The following is a 26,139-nucleotide window of genomic DNA, read 5'->3' as shown; positions in this document are numbered from 1 at the left end:
CCAATCACATAACAAGTTATATATCCTGTGAATCAGGAGACTGGGCATGACACGAGACGTTCTGGCTGAAATGGGACCGCTGGCGCTCGGCAGCCGGCTGAAGCGGCTGGCAGAGCGGATGCAGGCCGACGCAACGAAAGTGTTCGCCGACCGGGGCCTGCCCATTCAGGGCACGCATTTCCCGCTTCTGGCGGCACTCTCCACCTACGGCCCGCTCAGTGTCAGCGAAGCGGTAGAGGCCGTCGGCATCAGCCAGCCTGCCGTCACCCGCATCCACAACGCCCTGCAGAAGATGGGGCTCACCACGGTCTCGCCCGTTGAAGGTGACAGCCGGCAGAAGCAGATCCGCCTGACGCCAGAGGGCGAAACCCTGGTCAACGCGCTGAAACGCGATCTCTGGCCCCAGGTGCGCCGCGCGGCCCAGCGCCTCTGCGAAGGCCCCGATGCCGACTTCCTGACCCAGATCGGCCGGGTCGAAGCGGCGCTGCAGGAACGCTCGCTGCACGACCGTATCCTGGATGAGGGCGCAGGCCCGGCGCTCAGGCTGGTCAATTATGACGACCGCCTCGCCCCCGACTTTGACGCCATCACCCGCGAATGGGTGGAGGACATGTTCACGCTGGAGGAAAAGGACATCGAGATCATCGAGCATCCGCGCGAGATGATCATCGACCGGGGCGGCGATATCCTGTTCATCGAAGCGGCGGGCCTCGGCATCATCGGCACCTGTGCCCTGATGCCGGTGGAGGGCGATACGTTCGAACTGACCAAGATGGGGGTCCGCACCAGCGCGCGCGGCCTGAAGGCCGGAGAATTCCTCCTGCAACGGACAATCGAGCGCGCCCGGCAACTGCCCATCGGCGACCTGTTCCTGCTCACCAACAAGAAGTGCGCAGCTGCCATTCATCTCTATGAGAAGGCCGGCTTCGTCCATAATGCCGACATCATGGAACGCTACGGCAAACGCTATGCACGCTGCGATGTGGCGATGTCATTCGACCTGTCGAGACCGCCAGGGGTCAGCCCACAATAATGTAGGCGGCTGCTCGTTGCTCCGGCATCAGCACCACGCTGCCGCACCCGCCGCTGCCGAGATAGCTGCCTGGCCGAGCAAAAGAGTCGTTCAACATACGGACATACCTAGCATTAAACCTGATACCAAAGCCGTATTGGTTTGTGATCTCTTCGATGGTCGCAGGCGATCCCGGCTCTACCGAACGGCTTGCCTCACCCCATCGCTGTTCCGGGACGAATGGCGTTTCGGTCCAGCTTCTGAAGCGGTGGCACCTGCCGCTTCCAGATTCAGAGACCTTCTGGAAGAAGGCATCCGGATCGGACTGAAGGCGCTTCACCGCGTGTGCGTTCATCCGGAATATGACCAGACCGGTCTCATTTCCTCCTGGTCCGAACCCGAAGGATTCGACTCGTTTGTACAGGATACGCCCGACTCCCGCATGCTCCGGCATGCGGCCATGATAGAAAGCATTTGAGAGCGCCGTGTATCCGGCCCAGATCACGAGGACGGCCAAGACCACCCCGATACCCAGACGTTTCAGCCAGGACTTGGCCGGACGCACTTTCATATCAGCCCCCGCGGGTCGCTCAGCTCGCTTCACGCTCGTGCATGTCGAGATCGTATTCGCGCACCTTGCGGTAAAGCGTCGAACGGCCGATGCCGAGACGGCGGGACACTTCGCTCATATGGCCCTGATAATAATCGATGGCATACTGAAGGATGTCGCGTTCGATGTCCTGCAGGGCGCGCATCTCGCCATCGGAATCCATGATGGAGACCGGGCCTTCACCAACAGCCTCCACACCGGGGGCAGCCGGAACGGCCGCTTCGGCTGAGGTTACGGCCGGGGCCGCAGGCAAGCTGGCGATGTCCGGCATCTGACCGGAAATCTGCGGGAAGTCCTGCGGACGCAGCTTGTCGCCATCGCAGAGGACCACGGCGCGGAAGACAGCGTTCTCCAGCTGACGGACGTTGCCCGGCCAGTCGAAGGCATAGAGCATTTTCATCGTGTCGTCAGAAACACCGGACACTTTCGTGCCTTCGCTCGCATTGAAGCGGGCGATGAAGTGATCGACCAGCGCCGGAATGTCGTCGCGGCGTTCGCGAAGGCTCGGCATGTCGATCGGGAACACGTTGAGGCGGTAAAACAGGTCTTCGCGGAATGTGCCCTCGGCCACTTGCTGGGACAGGTCGCGGTTGGTGGCGGAGATAATCCGCACATCGACCTTTGTCGGACGGCGTGAGCCGACGGCATCGACTTCGCCTTCCTGCAGCGCACGCAGCAGTTTCACCTGCGCGTCCAGCGGCAGTTCGCCGACTTCATCCAGGAAGAGCGTGCCGCCATCGGCCTCGACAAACTTGCCGAGCGCTTTGGAGACAGCACCGGTAAAGGCGCCCTTCTCGTGACCGAACAGGATCGACTCGACCAGGTTTTCCGGAATGGCCCCGCAGTTCACGGTCACAAACGGCTTGCCGACGCGGGTCGAGGCACCCTGGATACAACGGGCAACAACTTCCTTACCCACACCGCTTTCACCGAGGATGAGGACCGGAATGTCAGAGACTGCAGCGCGCTCGGCCAGGCGGATCACCTGACGCATCGGCGCAGCCGACGCGATCATGTCATCAAACGCCATACCGCCTTCCGCCTTGCGGGCGAGGCGTTTCACTTCGCCGGTCAGCGACTGCATCTTCAGGGCGTTCCGGATGCTGACAACCACGCGTTCCGGATTGGCCGGCTTCACGATAAAGTCGACGGCGCCGCCGCGCATGGACTGGACAATCGTGTCGATGCCGCTGGTTGCGGTCAGCATGATCACCGGCAGGTCCTGCCGTTTGGCGGCCAGACGCTCCAGCGTTTCCATCCCGGACAGGCCCGGCATGGTCAGGTCCAGGAGGACGACATCAATGCCATCCTTCGGGTCCGCAGCCAGCGCAATGCCAGCTTCGCCATCCGGCGCCGTGCGGCAGGCAAAGCCCGCCTTTTCCACAGCCGCCTGAAGCAGGCGGCGTTGCGTCGGATCGTCATCGATAACGAGGACCGTCTTTGCCATGTTTTCATCACCCTATTGGTTGCCAGGCAGGTCTTTGCGCCCGCTCAGGCATGGTCGGTTGTTCAATCCGGCACATTGGGCGTGCCACATCGTTACGGCCCGTTCTGACACAGGGGGATGGAGTTACGGTTGAAGGAATAGATGAAATTTGCCGTATCCGGCGGTTTCGATTCCGCATGTTGAATCGTATGCGCGTCACATGTGCCGCAGGCGGACTTGGTCAGGACTGACCACTGGCCGCCGTAGCCTATTGAAATCAGAACCGAGCACCGGTCTTCAGCCCACCGGACCATTCCGGGACGGCTCGGCCGAGGGCTTTATGTGCGAAACACAGACCCGGATTCCGACGGCCCGGCTGGCCGGAAGACAGATTCGGATTCGGCATGAAGAATGCCACTTCTCGACGATCCAAGCCCCGATTTCGCCGATTGGACGCATAATTCTCGGAAGATAAATCGAGAATTCTACAAATGTAATCTTTAGACCGGGCCACGCGTCAGGCGCACGGAAAAAAGTCCCAATGCGTAGTATTTATTGCAATATTGGTCATTCCCAAGCGCGTGCGACTCTCTGAATTTTCGACACCCGCCAATTGCCGCCCCGCTCCGAGCGCAAAAGTTACGCAAATTACGGTTGCGATCACCGGACCGCCTGATATTCATCGCGGTCGATATGACCATAAGGGACGCGGTAGAATTGGCATCTCGGGAAACGATCTCATGAAGGACAATTCTCAGGACAAGGACCAGCCCGAAAGTGCGCCGAAGGAAATCCCGGTCGGCGCCTCTCAGGCCCTGAATTCTGCCCTGCAGAAAACCTTCGAAGCCCTGCTTCAGGAACCCGTTCCCGAAAAATTCGAAGCCCTGATCGCCCGCATTCGGGACGAAGAGACACGGCGGGCTGAAAAGTCCGACGACGAGGAAAGCTAAGCGCTTTTTCCGCTTCTTTTCGAAGGCAATGTCTCAGATTCACACGCAAAACTGACCCGTTTCGGCCCAGGAAGGTTATGACCTGACCGTCGCCTTTTGGAGCAGAACAAGCGTTCAGGCGCCGGTCGTCTCCGCCAGCCATTGCGTGTGCGAGGCAAGCATCAGGCCTTCCCGCGCGATCCAGTCCGGATTGTAGCAAGTGTCCAGATAGCGCTCGCCGCCATCGCAGATCAGCGTTGCCACAGAGCCCGGCTGACCAGCCGCCCGCATCTCATCCATCAGGTGCAGCGCCGCCCAGACATTCGTTCCGGTCGACCCGCCGCATTTGCGGCCCAGCACCTTTTCCAGCCAGTGGATCGTCGCAATGGAGGCGGCATCCGGCACCTGCATCATCCGGTCGATGACGCGCGGCTGGAAGGAGGCTTCGACGCGTGGACGCCCGATACCCTCGATCCGTGACTTCGTCTTGATCCGCAGGGACGGATCACCTGTGCGGTAATGATCGTAGAAAACCGAATTTTCCGGATCGGCCACGCAAAGCTGCGTCTTTGCGGCAAGATCACAGCGGTAACGGATATAGCGCCCGATCGTGGCAGAGGTGCCGCCCGTGCCAGCGCTCATGACCACCCAGTCGGGGATCGCATGATCTTCCAGCGCAAGCTGCGCAAACAGACTGTCGGCGATGGAGTTGTTGCCCCGCCAGTCAGTCACCCGTTCGGCAAAGGTGAACTGGTCCATGAAATGGCCACCGGCCTCGCAAGCCAGCCGCTCGGCCTCGGCATAGATATCGCCAGGCTCCACCTCGTGCGGCTCCCCGCCATAAAAGGTGATCTTCTCGATCTTCGAAGGTGCGGTCCCCTTCGGCATCACGGCGATGAAGCGCAGGCCGAGCAGGCGCGCAAAATAGGCCTCCGACACGGCCGTCGACCCGGAGGAGCATTCCACGATCACCGTGTCCGGCCCGATATGCCCGTTGCAGAGGCCATAGAGATAGAGCGACCGCGCCAGCCGGTGCTTCAGGCTGCCGGATGGGTGGATGGACTCGTCCTTCAGGTAGAGCGTCTGGTCCGGGAATGCCGGCAGGTCCACCTTGATCAGGTGCGTGTCGGCAGAACGGTTGAAGTCCGCATTGATCTTCTGCACCGCCTCGCGCACCCAGGCGCGATCCATGATGGGCACTGAACAGCCTTCCGCCATGCCAGCCTCCTCTATTCCAGACATCGTCGCCCTCAATGCGCCAGAAGCACCAGCGCGACAACACCGGCAGCCACAAGCAACACACCTGCGATCTCTCTCGGCGTGACTTTCTCACGAAAGAAGAGGATCGAGATGGCCAGCGTGAAGATCACCTCCACCTGCCCCACGGCCCGCACATGGGCTGCATTTTCAAGCGTGAACGCCGTGAACCAGGCGAGGGAGCCGAGCATGCCGGTGATGCCCACCAGCGAGGCCACGCGCCAGGCCCGAACGAGATGGGCCACCTGCCCGCGCTCCCGCCAGATCAGCCAGCCTGAAATCGCGATGGCCTGGAACACGGTCACGAAGGCGAGCGCAGCCGACGCCCGCAGCACCACGCCGCCTTCCGGCAGCGAAAGCGATGCTCCGCGATAGGCGACCGCGGAGAGACCGAACAGTCCGCCGGACAGCACGCCGATCCAGACTTTGCTGTCGATCCGGAAACGCGCCTTTCCCTCACCGCCCGGCATGGAGACGAGGATCACGCCCAGCAGGCTGATCAGGATGGCGATGGCAGCCCCGCCTGTCAGCCGGTCTCCCAGAAGGACGATGCCGAACACGGCCGTCTGCAGGGGCTCTGTCTTGGTGAAGGCCGTGGCGACCGCAAAGTTCGTGTACGAGAACAGATGGATCAGCAGGCCCGTCGCAATGATCTGCGCGAGGCCGCCGACCATGCCCCAGACATAGAAGCTGCCCGGCGGCACGCCGACGCCCTGCCCGGTCACGCCGCGAAGCGTGAAGAAGAACAGCACGGCCAGCGGCGCCGCGAAGACAAACCGGCTGGCCGTCGCCCCCCATGTGCTAAGGCGGCCTTTCAGCGTCTTCTGCAGCGCATTGCGCAAATTCTGGGAGAAAGCCGCCGCAAGGGTGACCGGGATCCAGAGTTCCATGAAGCGGTCTCGTCAGCACACAGCCGACCTCTCTCCCGCGCGCGATGCACAGGAGAAAAGCGCTGTTTTCAAAGGATGATCAGGCCGCCTGGCGTTTTGCCTTGCGGTTTTCCAGCTTGTTGACCGCGTGGAGATAGGCCTTCGCACTCGCGACCAGCGTATCCGGGTCGGACGCCCGGCCGGTGGCCATGAAGCCATCGGCATCGTTCAGGCGCACAGACACGGTCGCCTGCGCATCCGTGCCACCGGTCACGGCATGCACCTGATAGAGGTCCAGCTTGCCGGTATGCGGGATCAGCGAACGGATCGCGTTGAAGACCGCATCGACCGGGCCGTTGCCGCGGGCGATGGCGAACTTGTCTTCACCATCCATGACGAGGTCGATCTCGGCCGTTTGCGGGCCTTCGGTGCCGGCCACGACGCGCAGGCGCTTGAACATGGCGCGCTCGCCATCTTCCGCCAGCTGATCGTCGACCAGGGCCACGATGTCGTCATCGAAGACATGCTTCTTCTTGTCGGCCAGCGCCTTGAAGCGCTTGAAGGCGTCGTTCAGCGCGTCCTGCTCCAGCACGTAGCCCAGCGATTCCAGCTTGTCGCGGAAGGCGTGGCGGCCGGACAGCTTGCCCATCACCAAGGACGTCTTGGCGACGCCGACATCTTCCGGCTTCATGATCTCGTAGGTTTCGGAATTCTTCAGCATGCCATCCTGGTGGATGCCGCTTTCGTGCGCGAAGGCGTTCTTGCCGACGATGGCCTTGTTGTACTGCACCGGGAAGCCCGTGATGCGGCTCAGCATGGCGGAGGCACGCGAGAGGTACTCGCTCTTCACATTGGTTGTGTAGGGCAGCGTGTCCTGACGGACGCGCAGCGCCATGACGACTTCTTCCAGCGCGGCATTGCCGGCGCGCTCGCCGAGGCCGTTGATCGCGCATTCCACCTGGCGGGCGCCATTGGCGACGGCGCTGATGGAATTGGCGACGGCGAGGCCGAGGTCATTGTGGCAGTGCGCCGACCAGATCACTTTGTCCGAATTGGCGACATTCTCGATCAGGCGCTTGAAAAGGCGGCCATATTCGTCCGGGTGGGAATAGCCAACCGTGTCCGGAATATTGATCGTGGTCGCGCCGCTCTGGATGGCGACGTCGATACATTTGCATAGGAAGTCGAATTCGGTGCGGGTCGCATCCTCTGCGCTCCACTCGACATCGTCGACCAAATTGCGGGCCTGGCTGACAGAGCGGCCAACGGCTTCGAGCACGGCGTTCGGGCCCATCTGCAGCTTGTGCTTCATGTGCACAGGGCTGGTGGAGATGAACGTGTGGATGCGCGGGCGCGCCGCGTGGCGTACGGCTTCGCCGCAGCGTTCGATGTCCTTCTCGGTCGAGCGGGACAGGCCGCAGATGATGGCCTCTTTCGAGCGGCGGGCAATCTCGCTGACGGAGGCAAAGTCGCCTTCCGAGGCGGCGGGGAAACCGGCTTCGATCACGTCGACGCCCATGTCTTCCATCAGGGCGGCGAGTTCGAGTTTCTCGCCATGGGTCATGGACGCGCCCGGCGATTGTTCGCCGTCACGCAAGGTGGTGTCGAAGATGCGGATATGTTCTGGCTTGGTCATGGCAGGCTGCCTGGATCTGGGGAATATCGGAAAAGGTTCGGCTGAAAATCCCCTGACCGTGCGCCTGCCCCGGACTTAGTGCGGAGCAGTCGGCACCGGCCAGGGGCCGGTAAGAAGCAGGAGTAGGGGCAAATTCTTGCGCATGGTGCGGTTATTCCGGCAGATCGCCCGAATTGTCAACCGCGCCTGAACCGATCAGGGCAACAGATTGCCCCGATCTTCGCACCCTTTGGCGCACCCAGAGGGCAATGCCCGCATAAACGGCAACCGCCGCCAGCGCCGTCAGGATTGCGGTGACCGGATTTCCCTGCAGCGCGGCCAGCAGGCTGCGGCCTGCAAAGGCGATCAGCAGGATCTTCGGAAGGCTGCCCAGCCCCATGCCGGCCCAGTAAGGCAGGAAGCGCGCATGGCTGACGCCGAACGCCATGTTGACCAGCAGCAGCGGCCCGGTCGGCACGTTACGCACCACGGCGCTGGCGACAAAGGCATTGCGCCCGATAAAGCCCGCCAGCCGGTTCGCTGTCTTGCCGGCATAGCGGCGGAAAGCCTGCTCGCCCGTCAGACGCCCGACATAAAAGGTCAGCGCGCCCGATGCCATGGTCGCGATCCAGGAATAGCCCGCCCCGGCCCAGGGGCCGAACACGGCCACGGCGGCAGCGATCAGCGCGAATTGCGGCACGCCCAGAAAGGCAGCGACGCAGAAGACAAGGATCAGCGCCGGCAGGCCCCAGGGGCTGTCGGCCATGCCGTCCATCCAGGCCGTCATCGCCTCCCCGCTCGGCAGGATGCCCAGTTTTCCGAGGCCGAAGACCAGCAGCACAACGGCCAGAAGCACACCGCCGAGCAGCATGGCCCGGCGTGCTGGCGTGTCCTCAGGAGAAGTGGCAGGCAACGGCTCTTTCATGGTGAATGCGATGTGATCCGCCACCGCCCCAACGTCAAGCAGCAACAGGCGGCAAAACTGGTGTCCGGATTGCGGCAGCCCTGCCTCCTGCCGTGCACAGCCTGAACTTATTCGGCTGCGCTCATCAGGGCCTTGTGCCGGGTGACCAGTTCATAAAGGACCACAGCGAGGCCGTGACCGGCTGTCCCGACCGTCCACCAGATCATGGCCCACATCATCACATAGCTGCCCGTGCCGATATTGATGCCGGTGAAAAGGACCATTCCGAACAGATAGCTCGCCAGACTGATCCAGAAGGACAGCCGCAGCGCCGCGCCTTTCCGGGCGACCTTCTGCCGTGACTGGGCGCGGGCTTCCGACTGGGCATCCACCGTCAGCGCCATGACATCGACATTGAAGGCCGCCGCCAGCGCCATCAGCGACTCGCGGGAGGCTTTCTCGCCCCGCTCGATCCTCTGGATTGTGCGCAGGCCGATCCCGGCGAGATCTGCCAGGTGTTCCTGTGACCAATGACGCTCCTCGCGCCATCGTCTGATCTTGGCTGCATCTGCGTGAAACTGCATGATGACCTCCCTTAACAAGGTTCGCTTCCGTCCACCAGAAAGAGCGGGAAATTCCCCTGTCAGCCACGCCATCACGGCGTCACGCGCCCGCCAGAGGGCCGCCACACCCCCGCCAACCCACGTAAACAGCGGCAAACCGGGGCGAATTACCGGGCGGCATGGCTTGACGGCATAGAGCTGACGTCTTCACCTTCGAAGAAAACAGGGAGGAATTCATGGCCGACGGAACGCAAACCGTTTTTCCGGGCTTCAAGCGCGAAACGCTGGACGATGAGATCGTCCATCCGGACCTTTATGCCAGCTGGGAAATCCATGACGTCTATACCAAGCTGAGACAGGACGACCCGCTGCACTGGACCGAGCCCGACGGCTTCCGCCCGTTCTGGTCGGTCACCAAACATGCCGACATTCTCGAGGTCGAGAAGAACAACAAGATCTTCATCAATCATGACCGCACCTATCTGAGCCCGAAAGCGGGTGAGGAATGGATCATGTCGATGACCGGCGACACCCACCTCTTCCGCACGCTCGTCGACCTCGACGATCCGGTACACATGAAGCTGCGCGCCCTGACGCAGGCCTGGTTCATGCCGCCGAACCTCCGCAAGCTGGAAGGCCGTATCGCCGAGATCGCCAAGGAACATGTCGACCACATGGCCAGCCTCGGCGGCGAGTGTGACTTCGTGAAGGAGGTCGCCCTCTGGTATCCGCTGCGCGTGATCATGGAGATCCTCGGCGTTCCGAGGTCTGATGAAAAATTCATGCTGAAGATGACGCAGGAAATCTTTGGCCCCAGCGATCCGGATGTGGCCGGTGAAAGCGAAAACAAGTCGGAGACCGGCCAGACCGTTACCAGCGACGAGGGCGTCGACCTTCTGAAAACGGCGCAGGAACTGTTCAAGTATTTCGGCGCCATCACCGAAGACCGCCGCGCCAATCCGCGCGATGATGTCTCCACCGTCATCGCCAATGGCCAGATCGACGGCCAGCCGATCGGCGATCGCGAAGCGATGTCCTATTATATCATCGTCGCCACCGCCGGGCATGACACGACCAGCTCTACCGTCTCCGGCGGCATGCTGGAACTGATCAAACGCCCGGACCAGCTGGCGAAGCTCAAGAACGACCTTTCGCTGCTACCGAATGCTATCGAGGAAATGATCCGCTGGACGACACCGGTGAAGCATTTCATGCGCACGGCGACGGAGGACTACACACTTCGTGGCAAGACAATCAAGAAAGGCGACGGGCTCGCCCTCTTCTACTGGTCAGGCAACCGCGACGAGGAAGTCTTCGAGGATCCGTTCGAATTCCGGGTTGACCGGGACGTGAAGAAACAGGTCGCCTTCGGCTATGGCGTCCATGTCTGTCTCGGCATGCACCTTGCGCGGATGGAGATCAAGGCCCTGCTGAACGAGCTGCTGCCGCGCCTCGAATCCATCGAGCTGGCGGGCGAGCCGCAAAGCACGCGGGCGAATTTCGTTTCCGGCCTGAAAAGCCTGCCGATCCGCTACAAGCTCAGCTAGGGCGTTCAGCGGCAGCGGCAGCGGCGCTCGCCCAGGCCCATTGGAAATTGTAGCCGCCGAGCCAGCCGGTCACGTCGACGCATTCGCCGATGAAGTGGAGGCCCGGTACTTGGCGGCTTTCCATGGTGCGGGAAGAGAGCCCGGCGGTATCGACGCCGCCGGCGGTCACCTCTGCCGTGCGGTAGCCTTCCGTGCCCGCCGGGCGCACCTGCCAGCTGGTGAGCACGCCTGCAAGATCGTCCAGCACGGCGTGTGAGAGGTCGGCCAGCCGCGCCGCGGGGTCGAGACCCTGACGGCGCAGGATGAGATCGGCGAGGCGTTTCGCGAAGAAGCCTTCAAGCGCAGTGGCGAGCGCCTGCATCGGCCGGTCGCGTTTTATCTCTTTCAACTGGCCCGCAATGTCAGTGCCTGGCAGCAGGGTTAGCATCACCGCCTCTCCGGGATGCCAATAGGAGGACACCTGCAGGATCGCCGGGCCGGAAAGGCCCCGGTGGGTGAACAGCATCGCTTCCTCGAAGGCCGCCCCGCCCGCCGCCGCGCGCACGTCGCAGGCGACGCCGGAGATGGACGCAAAGTCTTCATGGTCCGCGCCGGTGAACACGAAAGGCACGAGTGCCGCCCGTGTCGGCACGATCTCGTGCCCGAACCGGCGAGCGATGTCATAGGCAAGGCCTGTCGCGCCCATCTTCGGAATGGAAAGCCCACCCGTCGCCACGACCAGTTTCGGCGCGGTGTACTCGCCGCCGGAGGTCTCCACCCGGAAGCGGCCATCGGCATGCGTCACCGAATGGATCGACGTATCGAGGCGCAATTCCCCCTGCCCGGCGGCCAGCTCGTCCAGCAGCATCTGGATGATCGCGCCGGATTTCTGGTCGCAGAATAATTGCCCAAGCGTCTTCTCGTGCCAGGTCAGGCCGTGGGCGGCCATCAGGCTGGTAAAATCCCACGGCGTATAGCGGGCAAGCGCCGACTTCGCGAAATGCGGGTTCTTGCTGATGAAACGGTTCGCCACAGTTTCGAGATTGGTGAAGTTGCACCGCCCACCGCCGGAGATGCGCACTTTCTCCGCAGGCCTGGCCGCATGGTCCAGCACGACGACGCACTGGCCCGCCTGCCCCATGCGCGCCGCGCAGAACAGGCCCGCCGCCCCGGCGCCGAGCACGATCGCATCATATGAGAGGGGCTGGGCCGGAGACATGCCGGGCCTATGCCGCAGGACGGCCTGCCCGCGCAAGCGGCCGCAGCGGTGGCACATCCGGCCCCTCGGTAAGGTTACGTATTGATTTTTCAGAGGTCAGGCCCGACCCTGCGCGGCACAAGAGGCTACCGTGCAGGAGGCGGTTATGGGGAATCTGACGGTCGACAATCTGGCAATCTATGCCCTGATCGGGTTTGGCTGCCTGGTCGTGATCATGGTGGGCATCACCGCTTGGGTCGTGCGCAAGGCGTTCAGCGCGCCGGTGACGCCGCCGCCGGTCGAGCCCCCAAAGGATTAGAGCAGGATTAGACCGCAGACCATGACCGACGCCATCCGCCGCTCGGGCGAAGAACGACAGGCTGCGATGGAGCGGAATGCTGCCGCTCTTGGCATTGACGAGGCGCTGGTCTCGCGGCTGGTAGACACATTCTATGCCCGCGTGCGGGAAGATGATTTGCTCGGCCCCATTTTCCAGTCGGCGCTGGGGGATGACTGGGACCCGCACCTGGCGAAGCTGAAGGATTTCTGGTCGGCCATTGCGCTCGGCACGCGGCGCTATAATGGCCGCCCCATGCCGCCGCACTTGCGCCTGTCCGGCCGCATCAGCGAGGCGCATTTCGCGCGCTGGCTGGGCCTGTTCCGCCAGACCGTGGACGAGCTGATGCCGAATCCCGCCGCGGCGGACTTCTTCTACGACCGGGCAAACATGATTGGACGGAACTTTCAGGCCATGATCTTCGCGCTGAACTCATGAGTTTCGTGACAGTCTTATGACATCTACAGCCTGAATTTTCGAATCCGGTTGAAAATTCCGGCGGCTTGCGGCTGATGCAGCCCAACGCCTGCTAGCGAAGGGGCTCTCATGGCTGACGGCAAGGATCCGAAACTCGTCAAGGAAACCCTGGACAAGGACCTTGTCAAACTCGGCAGGGCAGAGGCCGCCGTTCAGGCCACCGCCCGCAGTGTTGTCGCCCCCGGTCTCGCCTTCCTGTTCCTGGCCGCCATCGTCGTCATCGGCGGCGCCCTGCTCGGCGGACAGGACAATGGCCTCCTGATCATCGCAGCGGCCGCCATCGGCGGCTATATGGCGCTCAACATCGGCGCCAATGACGTGGCCAACAATGTCGGCCCGGCCGTCGGCTCCAAGGCGCTGACCATTGGCGGCGCGCTGGTCATTGCGGCGATCTGCGAAAGCGCCGGCGCCCTGCTGGCCGGCGGGGACGTGGTCTCCACGATTTCCAAGGGCATCATCGACCCCTCCACCGTGCCAACGACCGAGACCTTCGTCTGGCTGATGATGGCCGCCCTCATCTCCTCGGCCCTGTGGGTGAACCTCGCCACCGTACTGAACGCGCCGGTCTCGACCACCCATGCCGTCGTCGGCGGCGTGATGGGCGCCGGCATTGCCGCGGCCGGCTTCGGCGCGGTGCACTGGCCCACCATGGCCTCCATCGCCGCCAGCTGGGTCGTCTCGCCCGTCCTCGGCGGCATCATCGCGGCCGGCGTGCTGGCCTTCATCAAGATTTTCATCATCTACCGCGAAGACAAGATCGCCGCCGCGCGCCGCTGGGTGCCTGTTCTGATCTCGATCATGGCCGGCGCCTTTGGCACCTATATGTCGCTCAAGGGCCTGAAGCACCTTCCCTGGTTCGATCATATCAGCCTGTCCACGGCCCTCCTCATCGGCCTCGGCGTCGCCATTGTCGCCTGGATCATCACGCATCCGCTGATCAGGCGCCAGTCGCGCGGCATGGCCAACCGTAACCAGTCGCTGCGCGAGCTCTTCGTGTGGCCGCTGATCTTCTCCGCCGCCCTGCTCTCCTTCGCGCATGGCGCCAACGACGTGGCCAACGCCATTGGCCCGCTGGCCGCCATCGTGCACGCGGTCGAGGCGGGCGAGGTTGCCTCCAAGGTCCACATCCCGCTCTGGGTCATGCTGATCGGCGCGGCAGGCATCTCCTTCGGCCTCGTCCTGTTCGGGCCGAAACTGATCCGCATGGTCGGCGAGTCCATCACCAAGCTGAACCCGATGCGCGCCTACTGCGTCGCGCTCGCCGCCGCCGTCACCGTCATCATCGCCAGCTGGCTGGGCCTGCCGGTCTCCTCCACGCACATCGCCGTGGGCGCTGTGTTCGGCGTCGGCTTCTTCCGGGAATGGTTCACCGCGAACTCGAAGACACGCCTGCGCTACATCCACACCGTGTCGCCAAACGCGGCGAAGACGCAATATGCCGGCGTCCAGCGCCGCAAGGCCGCCCGCAAGCTTGTGCGCCGCGCGCATGTGAACACGGTCGTCGCCGCCTGGCTGATCACCGTTCCGGCCTCCGCCGTGCTCGCCGCCGGCATCTTCTTCGCACTGGAAAACCTGTTCGGCGTGGTCTGAGGCCTTCAGGCCAGATCCAATCAGGCGAGATCCAGAGCCCGCAGCACCGCGCCCTGATCGAAATAGGGCCGCTCGCAGATGATGCGGTCGCTGCCCGGCGCGAACTCGAACGTTGCCGCCATCCGTACCCGAAAGCTCCGCCCTGTCGGCTCGATTGTCTTGTCGCCCACGCGCAGCGGCCCGGTATGCGTGCCGGTCAGCCAGAACTCGACCAGCACCGTGTCCTTGTCCTCGTCCGCCGCGATGGAGATGATCTCATTGTCCTGGTCCGGGAACGGTGTGCGCGACAGTTCGAAATAGCGCCGCACCGCCGCCTCCCCATCGAACACCTGCCCGCCGCCATGCATCTCGTACCGCGGATGCTCAAACGTCGCGATCACCGCATCCCAATCATGCGTAACCTCCAGCGCCATATGATTGCGGACATTCGCGATACGGGCTTCGGTGAGTGGGGTCATGGCGTTTCCTCTTGTGGTTTTTCGAAAATGCTGTGGGCTATCAACCATGCGCCACCACATCAGAATGCGTCAGTTTTACTGAAATGATGATCCGCAATTTTCAGCAAGTTAGCCGACTTGCTGATGAACTTGAGGAACGGCAACCAAACCGAATTGTTGCATTGCTCGTTTTACTTTGTCCCGCACGATTTTTGATCGATCGCTGTCACGAGCGTCGCTCAAATACAAAATGTTATCCGGATTGCGCTGGGCATTTTGGGCTAAGGTTTGAACCACCATAACGCGAATAGAGTTTAAACTGTCTGCTTGGTCTCCGATAAGAATATCAGCCAGCTCTTTCTCACGCTCCGGCGTTAGATCAGTTTTTCGCAGGATAATTCCAACCAATCTCTGTCGTTCCGCTTCTACACCCGCCTTCCAGTTCAGCTGTCGCCTGGCAATCATCAATGATTGCAGATCGAAGTCGCCATACTCTTCAAGCTCCGTGAGTACGGAATTGAGTTCACCTTGATTGACTTTCTTTCTCGCCGTCACCTCGAGCAACTGTTCAATTGGCGGATAGTATCGCTTTTGAGAAATACGGAATATCTCCACAATGACTGCCAGCAGTCGGGAACCTTCCTTTGCTCGGGAACGAAGAATGCTTAAGCGCTTAGTATTGTAATGTAGGAAGTTTTGAATCTCGGGTCTGAACTTGAACTCACCATTTTGCAAATAGGCCAGTTTAGTAAGTTCCGCCTGCTCTATCCTCTCGTCCAAACGGTCAATGCCTGGTCTCTCAGCCAAGAAGTCCCGCCGATTCCTAGACAATGAAACTGATATAGCAATCGCCTGAACCAACGCACTTAGGAACACGAGATCAATCATGGCACGGGCCAGCAGCAACACATGCATGGAAACAGCTGAACCAATCGAAACTCGAGTCTGCCCTTGAGCTTGATATATGTCCGCCCAATCAAGAAACGGAAGCGCCTTCAGAAGCTCAACCCCAAAAAAACCCGTCCAAGCATCGAGTCGGTTAATAGCGCCGTTTTCTATTTGAAAAACTGAAGCACCCGGAAACATGAGTTCAAACTGGCGCATTCCAATTGGCAATATCAGCATAAGGAGCAGTATGCTCCAGATCGCCTCATCACGCAGGTCCTCATCCAACTCTATACTGTTTAGAGATTGTCGGTCTGGCTCATTCAGGGTTTTGGCTCTTTCTGTCTCGATCCAAGACCACCTTCGATTTACTGCAACAACTACCAAAATAGCCCAAGCTGTACCTGCGAGGCCAAACGGAGCAGGCCCAAACCACGCAAACCAGGAAGCGAGCACAATGTGCGAAAGCAGCACAAAATACCTGAAAGGTACCGTACGGAGTGTCGCGCCCGCCGTCGGCGCAACGATAAACACCAGCCAAGCATCAACGCGACTTAACAAACGACCCAAAGGGTCGAGGGGGCTGAGCAGTCTCCTTAGCAGCCCCACTGAGGAACTGATCAGGCCAAAGTTCAATAAACGGGAAAACAACATGAACAAGGCAAACGCAACGAACAGCCCGACAACAATGGTCTGCCCAACCCATTCGGGAACTACAAAGTGACCGTATAGTTTTTGCCCCGCATAACCCGCGCTAAACACAAATACCGTAATAAGAAGGACCACTGCCGCACCAAGGCCTGTGATGTGATCGTGTGTCGGCAAACCGTTCATGCGATTGGGTAGCCGCCCATCTTCTTCCGCAATAGTTGCAAATCCCCTGAAGCAACCCAGCAAGGCCATTGTTGCAACGAAGAGGGCCCCCAAAATCAATGAAGTCTCGGGAATACCTGGTTCAAACTGATACCCGGCCCAGACCGATAAGCAGAATGCGGACGTGATAGAGAGTAACGCAGACAGGCATAATTCAGGAGGAAGATAACGAGTTTCTTGTCGCGATTGGTGTTCGCTCAGCGGAGGTAACCAGCCCCCATTGCTTGAGAACTCGTTTTCGACCATGCCAGACCTCCCCCCAGCACACTTCATTAACCATCTGTTAACCAGTGGATCAAGCAGTCGAATTTATCTTTGGTTGAACGACTTCGAACACAACAAGAACACCCTAGACAGCCCTCCTCCCCCGCTCCATATCTGACGGCATGGCTCGGTCTCCCTCCAAAGGTGTTTCGGAAGCCCCGGCGATCTTCGGGGCGGATGGCTTCGCGCGTGATGCGGCGGGGGCGCTGCCGTCGGACAACTGGACACCCCACCGGCCGGACCGCAACTGGGTCAGCGTCGACGATTCCCGGCCGCTGCGCGTCGCCTCCCCCTATGAGCCGGCGGGCGACCAGCGCACGGCCATTCCGGAACTCGTCGAGGGCATCCAGGCCGGCGAGCGCGACCAGGTCCTCCTCGGCGCGACGGGCACGGGCAAGACCTTCACCATGGCCAAGATCATCGAAGCGACCCAGCGCCCGGCCCTGATCCTCGCGCCGAACAAGACGCTCGCCGCACAGCTTTACGGCGAGTTCAAATCCTTCTTCCCCGACAATGCGGTGGAGTATTTCGTTTCCTACTACGACTACTACCAGCCGGAGGCCTATGTGCCGCGGTCGGACCTCTATATCGAGAAGGAATCCTCCATCAACGAGGCGATCGACCGGATGCGCCACTCGGCCACCCGCGCGATCCTGGAGCGCGACGACGTGATTATCGTCGCCTCGGTGTCGTGCATCTACGGCATCGGCTCAGTCGAGACCTATACCTCGATGACGTTCAAGCTGGAGGAAGGCCAGCGCATCGACCCGCGCGCCGTGGCAGAGCGCCTCGTGGCGAACCAGTATGTGCGCAACGACATCAACTTCGTCCGCGGCTCCTTCCGCATCAAGGGCGACGTGATGGACATCTTCCCCGCCCACTATGAGGACCGCGCCTGGAAGCTTTCCTTCTTCGGCGACGAGCTGGAAAGCATCACCGAGTTCGACCCCCTCACCGGCCGCACGCAGCAGAAACTGCCCGCCATCAAGATCTACGCCAACAGCCACTATGTGACGCCGCGCCCGACGCTCAACCAGGCCATCGAGCAGATCAAGGCGGAGCTGAAATCCACCATCGCGCACTTCCAGAAGCACGGGAAACTGCTGGAGGCCCAGCGCATCGAACAGCGCGTGCAGTATGACATCGAGATGCTGGCCGCCACGGGCAGCTGCAACGGCATCGAGAACTATTCCCGCTACCTCACCGGCCGCAAGCCGGGCGAGCCGCCGCCGACCATGTTTGAATACCTGCCCGACAATGCCCTCGTCTTCGCCGATGAGAGCCACCAGACGATCCCCCAGATCGGCGCCATGTTCAAAGGCGACTTCAGCCGCAAGTCGACGCTGGCCGAATACGGCTTCCGCCTGCCCTCCTGCATGGACAACCGGCCGCTGAAATTCGAGGAATGGGACGCCATGCGCCCGCAGACGGTGCACGTCTCCGCCACCCCCGGCCCATGGGAGCTGGAGCGCACCGGCGGCGTGTTCACCGAACAGGTCATCCGCCCCACCGGCTTGCTCGACCCGCCGGTCGAAGTCCGCCCCGTCTCGACGGGCGGCGCCAACCAGGTCGACGATGTCATGGCCGAGGTGAAGGCCGTGGCCGCGCGCGGCATGCGCTCCCTCATCACGACGCTGACCAAGAAGATGGCGGAAGACCTGACGGACTTCCTGCACGAGAACGGCGTGCGCGTGCGCTACATGCACTCCGACGTCGACACGATCGAGCGGATCGAGATCATCCGCGACCTGCGCCTCGGCGTGTTCGACGTGCTGGTCGGCATCAATTTGCTGCGCGAGGGGCTCGACATTCCGGAGTGCGGCTTTGTCGGTATCCTCGATGCGGACAAGGAGGGCTTCCTGCGCTCGGAGACCAGTCTCGTGCAGACCATCGGCCGCGCGGCGCGCAACGCCGAGGCGCGCGTTGTTCTCTATGCGGACAAGGTGACCGGCTCCATGCAGCGCGCCATGAACGAGACGGACCGCCGCCGCGCCAAGCAGATGGCCTATAATGAGGAACACGGCATCACGCCGACCACGATCCGGCGCGACGTCACCGACATCCTCAGCGAGCTCGGCGAGAAGAAGGACGTCTCGGCAAAAGGCCGCGGCCGGGGCAAGGACAAGACCCGCGGCCGCGGCCGCACCCGCGCCGTCGCCGAAGAAAAAGCCTTGCCACTTGCAGGCGAAAGCGGTCACAATCTCAAGGCTGTGGTCGCCGACCTCGAAAAGCAGATGCGCGAAGCCGCCGCGAACCTTGAGTTCGAAGAAGCGGCCCGCTTGCGGGACGAGGTGAAGCGGCTACGGGAGGAAGAATTGGGGCTAATCTAGACCCAAATTAAATTCCCATTGGAAAAATACCGAATTGCCGACGCTTTTATAGCCGATGAAAAATATCTTCGAACTGAGTGACCACTACAAACGTGTGATCAAATCTTTCCAAGAAGATTCTCTTTGCATTCTTTCACTCTTCGATGAATGCGATGAGAAGGCTATCAATTCTCACTCCATATCTTCGACCAGTTTGCGCCTAATCTCTGAGAACAGTGAGGTGATTAGGTTTGGAATGAATATGGCGTCTAAAAGTGAGACCGGCTTTCTCGAAGAGCGCCCCATCACCTTACGGCTGGCTTCTTGCTTCAAGGGCTTTTGCCAGAAGCACGACAATCTCATTTTTAGGGAAATCGATTCCGACACATTTCAAACAACGCAGGAAAACATGGCGCTTTATCTTTTTAGAGCGACTGCTCAGGAACTTTTCAAGAAGACTCAAAACCTAGCGGTATTCAGCTCTTACGAAATATACGATGAAAATGTTCAACCCAGCATCGAGAAGCAAGCAATGGAATATGGAACATTGCTTGGCCTGAAAGACATTCATGCATTCTTAGTTGAAATTCGGGGAATGATTGAAAAATCCGACTACTCACGAATAAAATTCGCCTCGGTACAATTTTCAGATCACCTTCCATTCTCATACCTAGCAGCAGTAAACTTTCGATTCTTTCCTCAGTATCATGATGTTGACCCAGACGCAGAAACTTCGACAGAGGGGGCCGCTTTAGCAGTGATACCTTCGACAGTCGGTAGCCGGTTTTTCTTGATCTGGCTGGAAGAAAGTCAGAAAATTATAGTGCCGGTACTGAATAGATTTAAACACGCTAAGTCGGCACTTCATGAATTTGTGTTCCAACTAGGCCTAGAGCACAGCGAAAATTTCTATTTTCAACCAAGCTGGTTTCGGTCTCTTCAGCCGAAGGTCGTAGATCGAATGAAAGCGGTCATGAACCAAAACATTCAACTATTATTTTCCGATATCAACGCGCGACCTTTTTGCAAAATATTCGATAGTGTTGATCCATCATTTCGACTTACGACCAACTCTATAAGAGCCCGATCGAAAATCAGAGGCCTACGCTAGCACAACATGTCGTTTATTGGATCTGCGCACAACAAGAGCAAGAAGGATTAAGGCGGAGCAGGTACACCCACCTTACAGGTATTCCCCCCTCTTCCCTTTCCCTCTGCCTGATTTCGAGCAGCTCGCTCCAATAGTCTCGGGTGCAGCCCTTTTCCGGCATCATGGAGCAGGCTCACCATATTTGGTGACTTGATTTGATTCACCTTTTATGGTGATTTCAATTCATGACGCACGAAACTGAATACGACCGCCCAAATACTGTTGCTGGTCTCGTTGCCAAGCATAAAGAGCTTACCCAGCTCCGCGAGTGGCACAAAGATGAAATTAAACGCCTGAGCGCCGGGATTGATCAGATTGCAGCGGTCATCACGCTGTTTGATCCGTCCGCAGAGACAGAAGCCGCTAGGGAATTTGCAGATAAGAGGAAGCCGCCTCGCCGAACCGGTATAAAGCGCTTTCTCCTGGCGACCTTGCGCGATGCCTCCGAGCCTCTGACCTCGCGCCAACTTGCCGAGCTTTGGGCGCGAGAATGCGGTATGGGCGAAGACCTAAAAACCATCAACAAAGTCCGAAGCAGCGTCAGTTCCGCAATAAAAGACGCGCTAAAGCAGGATCTGGTGGAGTGCGCGGGGCAAACCACGGATCACGGGGCGTATGGGCCTTATAAGCTTTGGCGAATCGCTAATCCTTAGTCTTGTCCGAGCTTTCTTCTGTCAGCATGGGCATAACGGCCTTAATGAACGTTTCGAGTTGTTCGGCATCTTGCCGGTTGCGGATCGTGCCCGATAGAACCACACGTCCATCTGCAAACGTGTAGGACGGACCTGAGAAATTCTGGGCAGGCGTAGGGACTGCTGTCTGCATGGGTTGTTGCGCCTCTGTTCTTGTTGATTGAGACGATATTGGCGCCTCTGGCTTCAACGCTCCAGCGCTTTCGTAAGCATTCTTTAGCTCTAAAAATGAGCAAGTTTCCAAGTAGGCAGACACAGCAGGATTGATTGCACGCTCCACAAATCCTTCTCTCTTCAGATAGGATTTAAGCGCACTCTCAGACGGCCTGTCAGGGAACCTCTCCTTTAGGTGCGCGAAAAGCTCTGGATTAAATGCCGCTTCTTGCAGGGCGGCAGCATTCCCTTCGTCCGGGTCCGGATAAAGGCAGTCCACTGCGAGCCTGGAAACCTGCACTTCGCCTTTACTGACTTTTTCAATCAGGCCGTATTGGAACAATGTAGCAATGGCCTTGTCCGAAGCTCCACTAATTCCGCTGTAGCCAATGTGATTGGCGAGGGTTTCTCTATCCAGAGTGTTGGTTCTGTCTTGTTCGTAGGCCTTCTCGATACGGCTAAGTGCCTGTTCTAATGAGAAATTTGGATACGACGGACTTCTTGGACGGGGCATAAGCTTCTCCACTTAAAAATATTGCTTTATAAGCAAGTTTTTAAAAATCCCATCATTGCTTGGTATTTGCAAGCAAAAACTTGCCCGGAGAGGGCTGGTCACCTCGCACGAGGCGGAAAAGGTGTTGACTCCTGTTTCGAAGTTGCCGTTAATCATCATGCGGCGCGAATCGCGGCGCAGAAAGGAGGCGTGAATGACGATACGGGATTAGCCCTAGCGTGTGACGCTACGCAGCGCGCGACGGGCCTAAAACGACGAAGACCGCACCCCTAGGAAGGCGCGGTCTTAATGCGGGCTATTAGCTAGTACCATTAACCGGCAAGGGTGGATTGAATCACCCTTGCCCCCTTATGGCAAGGGTTTTCTAATGAAACCTTACACATCAGAGCGCGACTTGGCGCTCGCGACCATGCGCCTTCTGGCTTCACGGCCATCAGGCGCTGCCACCTATCGACAGCTTCTCACGCGGTTGCCCGAGACTGTCAATCTTTCTGCAAACGACTGTGAACCGTCTTCTACGCGGCCTTCTGAACTGCGCTGGGAGCAACGCGTGAGGAACATCAACAGTCACCGGCAGGTGCCCAGCAACTTCATTTGCAAGGGCTTCCTTAAGCCAGTTCCTGATGGGCTGGCGATCACTGAGCAGGGACGGCAGTTTCTGCAGGCTGCCGCATAGGCAATCGGGATCGGCGGGCTTCATGCCCGCCGATTTTGCCAGTACCCACACCACTGAGTAGACTTCGGTGCAATGGTTGCGGCGCTGACCAGCATTGCGAACTGATTGCCATTAGAGACGCGGCGGGCGTCCTCGCGCCATGCCAGTTCCGTCGCGTAGGCGTTGAGGTAACGGCCTGCGATGTGGTGATGAACGCCAATCTCGGCGCGGCGGACACGGCTGAAGAAGCTCTCAGCCTGATTGGTGCAAGCGCCGTCCATCGAATAGGCCTGCTGGTGGTTGATCCGCTTTATCGGGAAGTGAGCAGCCAGCTTGTCCCAATGTGCGGCTTCGTCCGCGTGAATGGTGGCGCCTGCGGCGACGTTGGCGCGGGCGTGTGTGACGCCTTCAGCTTCATTCTGAGCGATGAAAGTAAGGGTCCGGCCTTCGCGCTGGCGAAGCGCAACCACAACCTGGCGCTTTCCTGACTGGTGGATCTTCTTGCGGCGGTCCTTGCGGTCTGCACGATTGTTGGCAGGCTTCACATAGCCGCCGAAGTAAGCACCATCGACTTCCACATCACCGCTGAGCGCCCCCGCCTCACGGGCCAGCCCTATTGCCTCGCGGCACTTGTGCAGAAGGACAAAGGCGGTCTTGTAATCGACGCACAAGTCACGGGACAGTTGCAGGGCGGAATAACCCTTTGCTCCGTTCACGAATATTGCGATTGCGCCAAGAATGTCACGAACGCTCAGCTTGCGGCTGTGGAAAATCGTGCCGCTGGTCAGGCTGAACTGCTTTGCGCAACCCTTGCACTTCCAGACAGGGCGGCTCTTCAGATTGTAGTGTTCGAGGCAACCACACTCAGGGCAAACGGGCTCCCCGTCCGTATCGGCCCAGCGGATCATGCGGAATGAGGTTTCCGCTTCCTGGTCCGGCATACGCAGGACTTTCGCCAGTGAGAGTGTCTTTGCGGCGGGGGAATGAAGGAAGTGTTGGGCCATCTCTTAATCACCATATTTGGTGATTTATGTATGAGGGTGGACGCCTATCAAGTCAAGTGTTATTTTCACCGAATATGGTGATTTGTTTGGAGGTGCACTTGCCCGTTAAGTCAAAGCTGAAGGCCAGCCCGCCTCCGAAGCCGGAGGCGCGGAAGTCGCTCGAAATAAACGTCGAGTATGAAAAGCGCGCAAAAGATCTGCTTCGCGCAATGCTCAAAGAAACCGAGAATGACTACGAAGCATTGGCGGAAAAGCTGAATGCCATGGGTATAGAGATAAGTGCGCGCGGCTTAGAGAATAAGATCAGCCGCGGTGGATTTTCTGCCGCCTTCCTGCTGCAGTGCCGCGAAGCGCTGAACCTTCCGCCTCTTGCATAATCCCGCAGCGTTGGTGGCACGATATATTGTGCTTTCGGATCGTCAGAACACAACATGTGCGAGTTGAAAATTCGGCTGCTCCAGCGGTTCCGAGGTTACGGTAACGTCAACCGCTGGTAGACCTTGAAATAGTTGTCGAATCTGCGACACAACCGTTCTCCGCAGGGAGGATGCGCGCGGTATGAGTGCCTGGAACAAGGCTCTTTTGAGCTATTTCACCTATTTTGGTGGGACAATCGTCTTCCTCACGGTTTGTGGCCAGTGGGATGCGGTTAACGGATTCTTGAAGCGGAACCCCGCACTAGGTGTGGTAGCAAGTGTGGTTTTCATCCTTATCTCATACATCTGCCACGATGCTGTGGACAAAGTCGATCAGATCGAATTTGACAAACGGCGTCGTCCGAGGAAAGGTCCCCGTGCTGGGAAAAAACGTAGATGACTGACACCATAGGTTACATCCTGCTGGCCGTGTTGATGCTGGTTCCGGTCGCACAATTGTTGTGGCACCGCGCTATGCGCCCTGTCCGCATGGAGTTCGCGGATCTCGGTCGCGAGCTGCTGGAAGATGAGACGGTTGACGAAGAGCAGGCCGAAATCATCAACGACCTGCTAGACGATGCCTTCAAATGGCACCTGCCGATTGTGCTGGTAGTGATGGTTGTCCCAATTACGGTGTATTTTGGACTCTCGAAAATCATTGGCGCAAATGGGCTCAGCTACACACCGGCTTACCGGAAGTTGCGTGCCCACCCGCTCGGTCAACGGTTCCTGGACCTCAACGTCGCCTGCGTGCTCGGCTCTAACCCGATCGCCTCGCTGTTCCTTATGATCGAGATGATCCCAGTCACGATCATATTCTCGCTGGCTGCTGGGAGCTTCAAGGTCGCCAAGATGGCTTTGGAGGAGCGTTTCTTCGCCTATGTCGGGACCGCCAAGCACGTCTGAACCATGGCAAGACCGCATCGGGGTCGCCCGTGGGATGGAACTCGGAACCGGACTATACCCCACCCGATCCGCCATGGTGGGTGCGGGCTGGCGTCTTGGCTGTGCTTTTAGCTCCGGCAGCCCTGTGTATTACCCTTTGATGATTCCCCTGACAGGTGAATATTTATAGAAACTTTCCCATTTTGGGAGGGTTAGGGTGAGGCAACAATTATGGGCGTTCGATTCAGTCAGTGTAGATCTGGAAGATCGGGACGTAACGGTTACATTTGTCAACTTCCTCACTCATGCAGAAGTCAAAATACGTTTCCGGATTGCTGAGAACCAACTGACCGGGCCTGCTGACTCCCTAAAGCGCAGGCTCGAGGTCTTGGCTTCTGAAAACATCCTTGATCTGGCGTCATTTATAGATCACCAAATATGGTGAGCCTGCTCCATGATGCCGCCCTTTTCGCGGAGTTCTGCGTAGAAGGCGTCGGCCTCTTCCTTTGACCAGGGCTTGGGCTCTGGCGGGGGCAGTGGCGGCAAGCCTGCGGCTTCGCGGGCGGTGCGGGCGGCTCCGGCCTCCTCATTGATGCGCCGGGCAGTTGCCATCACCCGTTCGAGGCCTTTCTGGCGTACAATCACGGCAGCCCGATTGCGGAACCGCTCCATCTCGCCCGTGCCGGCGCGGCCAAAGGAGAGGACGCGGGCGAGGTCCACCTGCCGCCGGGCGCCGGTGGTGGGCCGGTCCTGCATCTCCTCACACATCGCCCACAGCTCGCCCGCCTGCTGGCGGATGGCTTCGATCTCGCCCGCCCCCTCCCCGCGCGCGGCTTCGGCGTCTTTCTGGGCTTCTGCCTCGGCGCGGGCTTTCAGATCCTGCTGGCGGTAGCCGTCCTGCCGGGCCCAGCCGGTGAGGGTCGACTCCGGTATCTGAAGGCGCGCCCGGATGCTGGCGAGGCTCTCGCCGCGCAAGGCGTCAAGCTCTGCTTTCGGGCGGCGATAGCGCGTCTTTTTCGGTCTGTTGTCCTGGTGCTCTGTCATGGCGCAGAGACTGTCACGGGGGCCTATCTGGCGAATTCAGGTGCCAGGTGGGCGCCATACATGGTGTATACACGGTGTATTCATGGCGTTCTTCATGGTGTTTTGGGGCGGGTTATCCACCCCCCCTTTTTCAGGGGCATGATCCGTGTGCAGTGCAACAATTTCACAGACGATCCAGAACCTGTGGAATTCTTCCCGTCAAGCATGAAAAATTTTTGACAAGGACTCGACTCAGGCGAATTTTGGTGAGATCGTTTCGTTAAGCCAACGAAACCCGGCGGGAGCAGACCCGCCAACGGACGGAGGCAGAGCACGTCGCCCCCGGATCAATCCGGGTCAGGAGCAAGGCTGTGAGAGCAGCGGCGCAAAGGGCCCGGCGGGATGAAGGGACAAAGCAGGCGGCGTATTCCGGAGGGGAGCTAGACCCCGCAAGGAAAGGCTGTAGGCCATGACCGGAGCGCGATCCGAAGCATGGTGGCAAAGCTGAAGCACGGATGGAAATCCGCCAAGGCAACTTGGAGAATAACCTGAAGGATATCAGCGGC

Annotated in this window: 25 protein-coding genes; 12 read left to right on the top strand and 13 right to left on the bottom strand. The window is 59.6% G+C overall.

All coding sequences use genetic code 11. The features are described from left to right. Positions 1–46 precede the first annotated feature (46 nt). Positions 47–1,033, top strand: coding sequence for a GNAT family N-acetyltransferase (locus HY17_RS02075; protein WP_034761702.1), 987 nt, complete (start codon positions 47–49; stop codon positions 1,031–1,033). Here HY17_RS02075 and HY17_RS02070 read toward each other — a convergent pair. Further along, complete coding sequence (locus HY17_RS02070; RefSeq protein WP_034761698.1) at positions 1,020–1,583, bottom strand: hypothetical protein; 564 nt, start codon at positions 1,581–1,583, stop codon at positions 1,020–1,022. The two genes, HY17_RS02075 and HY17_RS02070, sit on opposite strands and share 14 nt — an antisense overlap. Positions 1,584–1,602: 19 nt before the next feature. Next, positions 1,603–3,069, bottom strand: a complete 1,467-nt coding sequence (locus HY17_RS02065; protein WP_034761695.1) for a sigma-54 dependent transcriptional regulator — start codon at positions 3,067–3,069, stop codon at positions 1,603–1,605. A gap of 719 nt (positions 3,070–3,788) precedes the next feature. On the opposite strand from HY17_RS02065, the gene HY17_RS02055 reads away from it, so the two are divergent. Continuing rightward, positions 3,789–3,998, top strand: a complete 210-nt coding sequence (locus tag HY17_RS02055; RefSeq protein WP_034761690.1) for a hypothetical protein — start codon at positions 3,789–3,791, stop codon at positions 3,996–3,998. 114 nt (positions 3,999–4,112) lie between these two features. Here the strand turns inward: HY17_RS02055 and HY17_RS02050 are convergent, their stop codons facing one another. The 5 genes from HY17_RS02050 to HY17_RS02030 all read right to left on the bottom strand — a co-directional run bounded on the left by HY17_RS02050 (position 4,113) and on the right by HY17_RS02030 (position 9,206). Next, the gene (locus HY17_RS02050; RefSeq protein ID WP_034761687.1) at positions 4,113–5,195 is read right to left on the bottom strand and encodes a PLP-dependent cysteine synthase family protein; all 1,083 of its coding nucleotides are present in this window, start codon (positions 5,193–5,195) and stop codon (positions 4,113–4,115) included. 32 nt (positions 5,196–5,227) lie between these two features. Further along, positions 5,228–6,124 (bottom strand): DMT family transporter, encoded by an 897-nt coding sequence (locus HY17_RS02045; RefSeq protein WP_034761684.1) that lies wholly within the window; start codon positions 6,122–6,124, stop codon positions 5,228–5,230. 79 nt (positions 6,125–6,203) lie between these two features. Next, positions 6,204–7,739: a 2-isopropylmalate synthase gene (locus HY17_RS02040; RefSeq protein WP_034761681.1), complete on the bottom strand. Its 1,536-nt coding sequence runs from the start codon at positions 7,737–7,739 to the stop codon at positions 6,204–6,206. A gap of 151 nt (positions 7,740–7,890) precedes the next feature. Then, on the bottom strand, positions 7,891–8,631 hold the full coding sequence (locus HY17_RS02035) for a TVP38/TMEM64 family protein (protein ID WP_197020209.1): 741 nt from the start codon (positions 8,629–8,631) through the stop codon (positions 7,891–7,893). Between the two features lie 119 nt (positions 8,632–8,750). Continuing rightward, positions 8,751–9,206, bottom strand: coding sequence for a helix-turn-helix domain-containing protein (locus tag HY17_RS02030; RefSeq protein WP_034761678.1), 456 nt, complete (start codon positions 9,204–9,206; stop codon positions 8,751–8,753). Positions 9,207–9,421: 215 nt separating this feature from the next. On the opposite strand from HY17_RS02030, the gene HY17_RS02025 reads away from it, so the two are divergent. After that, positions 9,422–10,732 (top strand): cytochrome P450, encoded by a 1,311-nt coding sequence (locus tag HY17_RS02025; protein ID WP_051599530.1) that lies wholly within the window; start codon positions 9,422–9,424, stop codon positions 10,730–10,732. Here the strand turns inward: HY17_RS02025 and HY17_RS02020 are convergent. Beyond that, positions 10,725–11,930, bottom strand: coding sequence for an NAD(P)/FAD-dependent oxidoreductase (locus tag HY17_RS02020; protein ID WP_034761675.1), 1,206 nt, complete (start codon positions 11,928–11,930; stop codon positions 10,725–10,727). The genes HY17_RS02025 and HY17_RS02020 overlap by 8 nt on opposite strands. A 145-nt stretch (positions 11,931–12,075) precedes the next feature. On the opposite strand from HY17_RS02020, the gene HY17_RS20350 reads away from it, so the two are divergent. The 3 genes from HY17_RS20350 to HY17_RS02010 all read left to right on the top strand — a co-directional run bounded on the left by HY17_RS20350 (position 12,076) and on the right by HY17_RS02010 (position 14,313). Beyond that, complete coding sequence (locus HY17_RS20350; protein ID WP_175354463.1) at positions 12,076–12,228, top strand: hypothetical protein; 153 nt, start codon at positions 12,076–12,078, stop codon at positions 12,226–12,228. A gap of 21 nt (positions 12,229–12,249) precedes the next feature. Continuing rightward, a complete protein-coding gene (locus HY17_RS02015) occupies positions 12,250–12,684 on the top strand; it encodes a group III truncated hemoglobin (RefSeq protein ID WP_034761673.1) in 435 nt (144 codons plus the stop codon). Positions 12,685–12,792: 108 nt separating this feature from the next. Beyond that, positions 12,793–14,313 carry an inorganic phosphate transporter gene (locus HY17_RS02010; RefSeq protein WP_034761671.1) on the top strand — a complete coding sequence of 507 codons (1,521 nt, stop codon included), beginning with the start codon at positions 12,793–12,795 and terminating at the stop codon, positions 14,311–14,313. 20 nt (positions 14,314–14,333) lie between these two features. Here the strand turns inward: HY17_RS02010 and HY17_RS02005 are convergent, their stop codons facing one another. Beyond that, positions 14,334–14,771, bottom strand: a complete 438-nt coding sequence (locus HY17_RS02005) for an ester cyclase (RefSeq protein ID WP_034761667.1) — start codon at positions 14,769–14,771, stop codon at positions 14,334–14,336. A 108-nt stretch (positions 14,772–14,879) separates the two neighbouring features. Beyond that, positions 14,880–16,754, bottom strand: coding sequence for a hypothetical protein (locus HY17_RS02000; RefSeq protein WP_139068865.1), 1,875 nt, complete (start codon positions 16,752–16,754; stop codon positions 14,880–14,882). 140 nt (positions 16,755–16,894) lie between these two features. On the opposite strand from HY17_RS02000, the gene uvrB reads away from it, so the two are divergent. The 3 genes from uvrB (at position 16,895) to HY17_RS01985 (ending at position 20,884) form a co-directional block, all read left to right on the top strand. Then, a complete protein-coding gene (gene uvrB, locus HY17_RS01995) occupies positions 16,895–19,102 on the top strand; it encodes an excinuclease ABC subunit UvrB (protein ID WP_034761661.1) in 2,208 nt (735 codons plus the stop codon). A 55-nt stretch (positions 19,103–19,157) separates the two neighbouring features. Next, positions 19,158–20,192 carry a hypothetical protein gene (locus tag HY17_RS01990; protein WP_034761658.1) on the top strand — a complete coding sequence of 345 codons (1,035 nt, stop codon included), beginning with the start codon at positions 19,158–19,160 and terminating at the stop codon, positions 20,190–20,192. 224 nt (positions 20,193–20,416) lie between these two features. Beyond that, entirely contained in the window at positions 20,417–20,884 is a 468-nt protein-coding gene (locus tag HY17_RS01985; RefSeq protein ID WP_034761656.1) for a hypothetical protein, read from the top strand. Here HY17_RS01985 and HY17_RS01980 read toward each other — a convergent pair. Both HY17_RS01980 and HY17_RS01975 read right to left on the bottom strand, forming a co-directional pair. After that, complete coding sequence (locus tag HY17_RS01980; RefSeq protein WP_034761653.1) at positions 20,874–21,590, bottom strand: hypothetical protein; 717 nt, start codon at positions 21,588–21,590, stop codon at positions 20,874–20,876. The two genes, HY17_RS01985 and HY17_RS01980, sit on opposite strands and share 11 nt — an antisense overlap. A 696-nt stretch (positions 21,591–22,286) precedes the next feature. Further along, complete coding sequence (locus tag HY17_RS01975) at positions 22,287–23,249, bottom strand: IS1595 family transposase (RefSeq protein ID WP_034761650.1); 963 nt, start codon at positions 23,247–23,249, stop codon at positions 22,287–22,289. 56 nt (positions 23,250–23,305) lie between these two features. On the opposite strand from HY17_RS01975, the gene HY17_RS01970 reads away from it, so the two are divergent. The 3 genes from HY17_RS01970 to HY17_RS01960 all read left to right on the top strand — a co-directional run bounded on the left by HY17_RS01970 (position 23,306) and on the right by HY17_RS01960 (position 24,571). After that, positions 23,306–23,626, top strand: a complete 321-nt coding sequence (locus HY17_RS01970; protein WP_233348581.1) for a DUF6471 domain-containing protein — start codon at positions 23,306–23,308, stop codon at positions 23,624–23,626. 181 nt (positions 23,627–23,807) lie between these two features. Next, a complete protein-coding gene (locus HY17_RS01965; RefSeq protein ID WP_034761648.1) occupies positions 23,808–24,065 on the top strand; it encodes a hypothetical protein in 258 nt (85 codons plus the stop codon). Further along, the gene (locus HY17_RS01960; RefSeq protein ID WP_034761644.1) at positions 24,062–24,571 is read left to right on the top strand and encodes a hypothetical protein; all 510 of its coding nucleotides are present in this window, start codon (positions 24,062–24,064) and stop codon (positions 24,569–24,571) included. Before HY17_RS01965 ends, HY17_RS01960 begins: the two co-directional genes overlap by 4 nt. A gap of 408 nt (positions 24,572–24,979) precedes the next feature. Here HY17_RS01960 and HY17_RS01955 read toward each other — a convergent pair whose 3' ends face one another. Beyond that, the gene (locus HY17_RS01955) at positions 24,980–25,594 is read right to left on the bottom strand and encodes a hypothetical protein (protein ID WP_034761642.1); all 615 of its coding nucleotides are present in this window, start codon (positions 25,592–25,594) and stop codon (positions 24,980–24,982) included. Between the last annotated feature and the right edge of the window lie 545 nt (positions 25,595–26,139).

Origin of the sequence: Hyphomonas sp. CY54-11-8, from assembly GCF_000682735.1 — a bacterium.
Lineage (GTDB): Bacteria > Pseudomonadota > Alphaproteobacteria > Caulobacterales > Hyphomonadaceae > Hyphomonas.
Note: the sequence above shows the minus strand (reverse complement) of the source record. Positions and strands in the feature narration are given on the sequence as shown.

Excerpts from the sequence above, each read along its gene's own strand:
- uvrB (WP_034761661.1), top strand. The coding sequence starts at position 16,895 with ATGGCTCGGTCTCCCTCCAAAGGTGTTTCGGAAGCCCCGGCGATCTTC.
- HY17_RS02040 (WP_034761681.1), bottom strand. The coding sequence starts at position 7,739 with ATGACCAAGCCAGAACATATCCGCATCTTCGACACCACCTTGCGTGAC.
- HY17_RS02055 (WP_034761690.1), top strand. The coding sequence starts at position 3,789 with ATGAAGGACAATTCTCAGGACAAGGACCAGCCCGAAAGTGCGCCGAAG.
- HY17_RS02050 (WP_034761687.1), bottom strand. The coding sequence starts at position 5,195 with ATGGCGGAAGGCTGTTCAGTGCCCATCATGGATCGCGCCTGGGTGCGC.
- HY17_RS01960 (WP_034761644.1), top strand. The coding sequence starts at position 24,062 with ATGACTGACACCATAGGTTACATCCTGCTGGCCGTGTTGATGCTGGTT.
- HY17_RS01965 (WP_034761648.1), top strand. The coding sequence starts at position 23,808 with ATGAGTGCCTGGAACAAGGCTCTTTTGAGCTATTTCACCTATTTTGGT.
- HY17_RS01990 (WP_034761658.1), top strand. The coding sequence starts at position 19,158 with ATGAAAAATATCTTCGAACTGAGTGACCACTACAAACGTGTGATCAAA.
- HY17_RS02065 (WP_034761695.1), bottom strand. The coding sequence starts at position 3,069 with ATGGCAAAGACGGTCCTCGTTATCGATGACGATCCGACGCAACGCCGC.
- HY17_RS02030 (WP_034761678.1), bottom strand. The coding sequence starts at position 9,206 with ATGCAGTTTCACGCAGATGCAGCCAAGATCAGACGATGGCGCGAGGAG.
- HY17_RS01985 (WP_034761656.1), top strand. The coding sequence starts at position 20,417 with ATGACGCACGAAACTGAATACGACCGCCCAAATACTGTTGCTGGTCTC.
- HY17_RS01975 (WP_034761650.1), bottom strand. The coding sequence starts at position 23,249 with ATGGCCCAACACTTCCTTCATTCCCCCGCCGCAAAGACACTCTCACTG.
- HY17_RS01955 (WP_034761642.1), bottom strand. The coding sequence starts at position 25,594 with ATGACAGAGCACCAGGACAACAGACCGAAAAAGACGCGCTATCGCCGC.
- HY17_RS02075 (WP_034761702.1), top strand. The coding sequence starts at position 47 with ATGACACGAGACGTTCTGGCTGAAATGGGACCGCTGGCGCTCGGCAGC.
- HY17_RS02015 (WP_034761673.1), top strand. The coding sequence starts at position 12,250 with ATGACCGACGCCATCCGCCGCTCGGGCGAAGAACGACAGGCTGCGATG.
- HY17_RS02070 (WP_034761698.1), bottom strand. The coding sequence starts at position 1,583 with ATGAAAGTGCGTCCGGCCAAGTCCTGGCTGAAACGTCTGGGTATCGGG.
- HY17_RS02020 (WP_034761675.1), bottom strand. The coding sequence starts at position 11,930 with ATGTCTCCGGCCCAGCCCCTCTCATATGATGCGATCGTGCTCGGCGCC.
- HY17_RS01980 (WP_034761653.1), bottom strand. The coding sequence starts at position 21,590 with ATGCCCCGTCCAAGAAGTCCGTCGTATCCAAATTTCTCATTAGAACAG.
- HY17_RS02010 (WP_034761671.1), top strand. The coding sequence starts at position 12,793 with ATGGCTGACGGCAAGGATCCGAAACTCGTCAAGGAAACCCTGGACAAG.
- HY17_RS02045 (WP_034761684.1), bottom strand. The coding sequence starts at position 6,124 with ATGGAACTCTGGATCCCGGTCACCCTTGCGGCGGCTTTCTCCCAGAAT.
- HY17_RS02025 (WP_051599530.1), top strand. The coding sequence starts at position 9,422 with ATGGCCGACGGAACGCAAACCGTTTTTCCGGGCTTCAAGCGCGAAACG.
- HY17_RS20350 (WP_175354463.1), top strand. The coding sequence starts at position 12,076 with ATGGGGAATCTGACGGTCGACAATCTGGCAATCTATGCCCTGATCGGG.
- HY17_RS02000 (WP_139068865.1), bottom strand. The coding sequence starts at position 16,754 with ATGGTCGAAAACGAGTTCTCAAGCAATGGGGGCTGGTTACCTCCGCTG.
- HY17_RS02005 (WP_034761667.1), bottom strand. The coding sequence starts at position 14,771 with ATGACCCCACTCACCGAAGCCCGTATCGCGAATGTCCGCAATCATATG.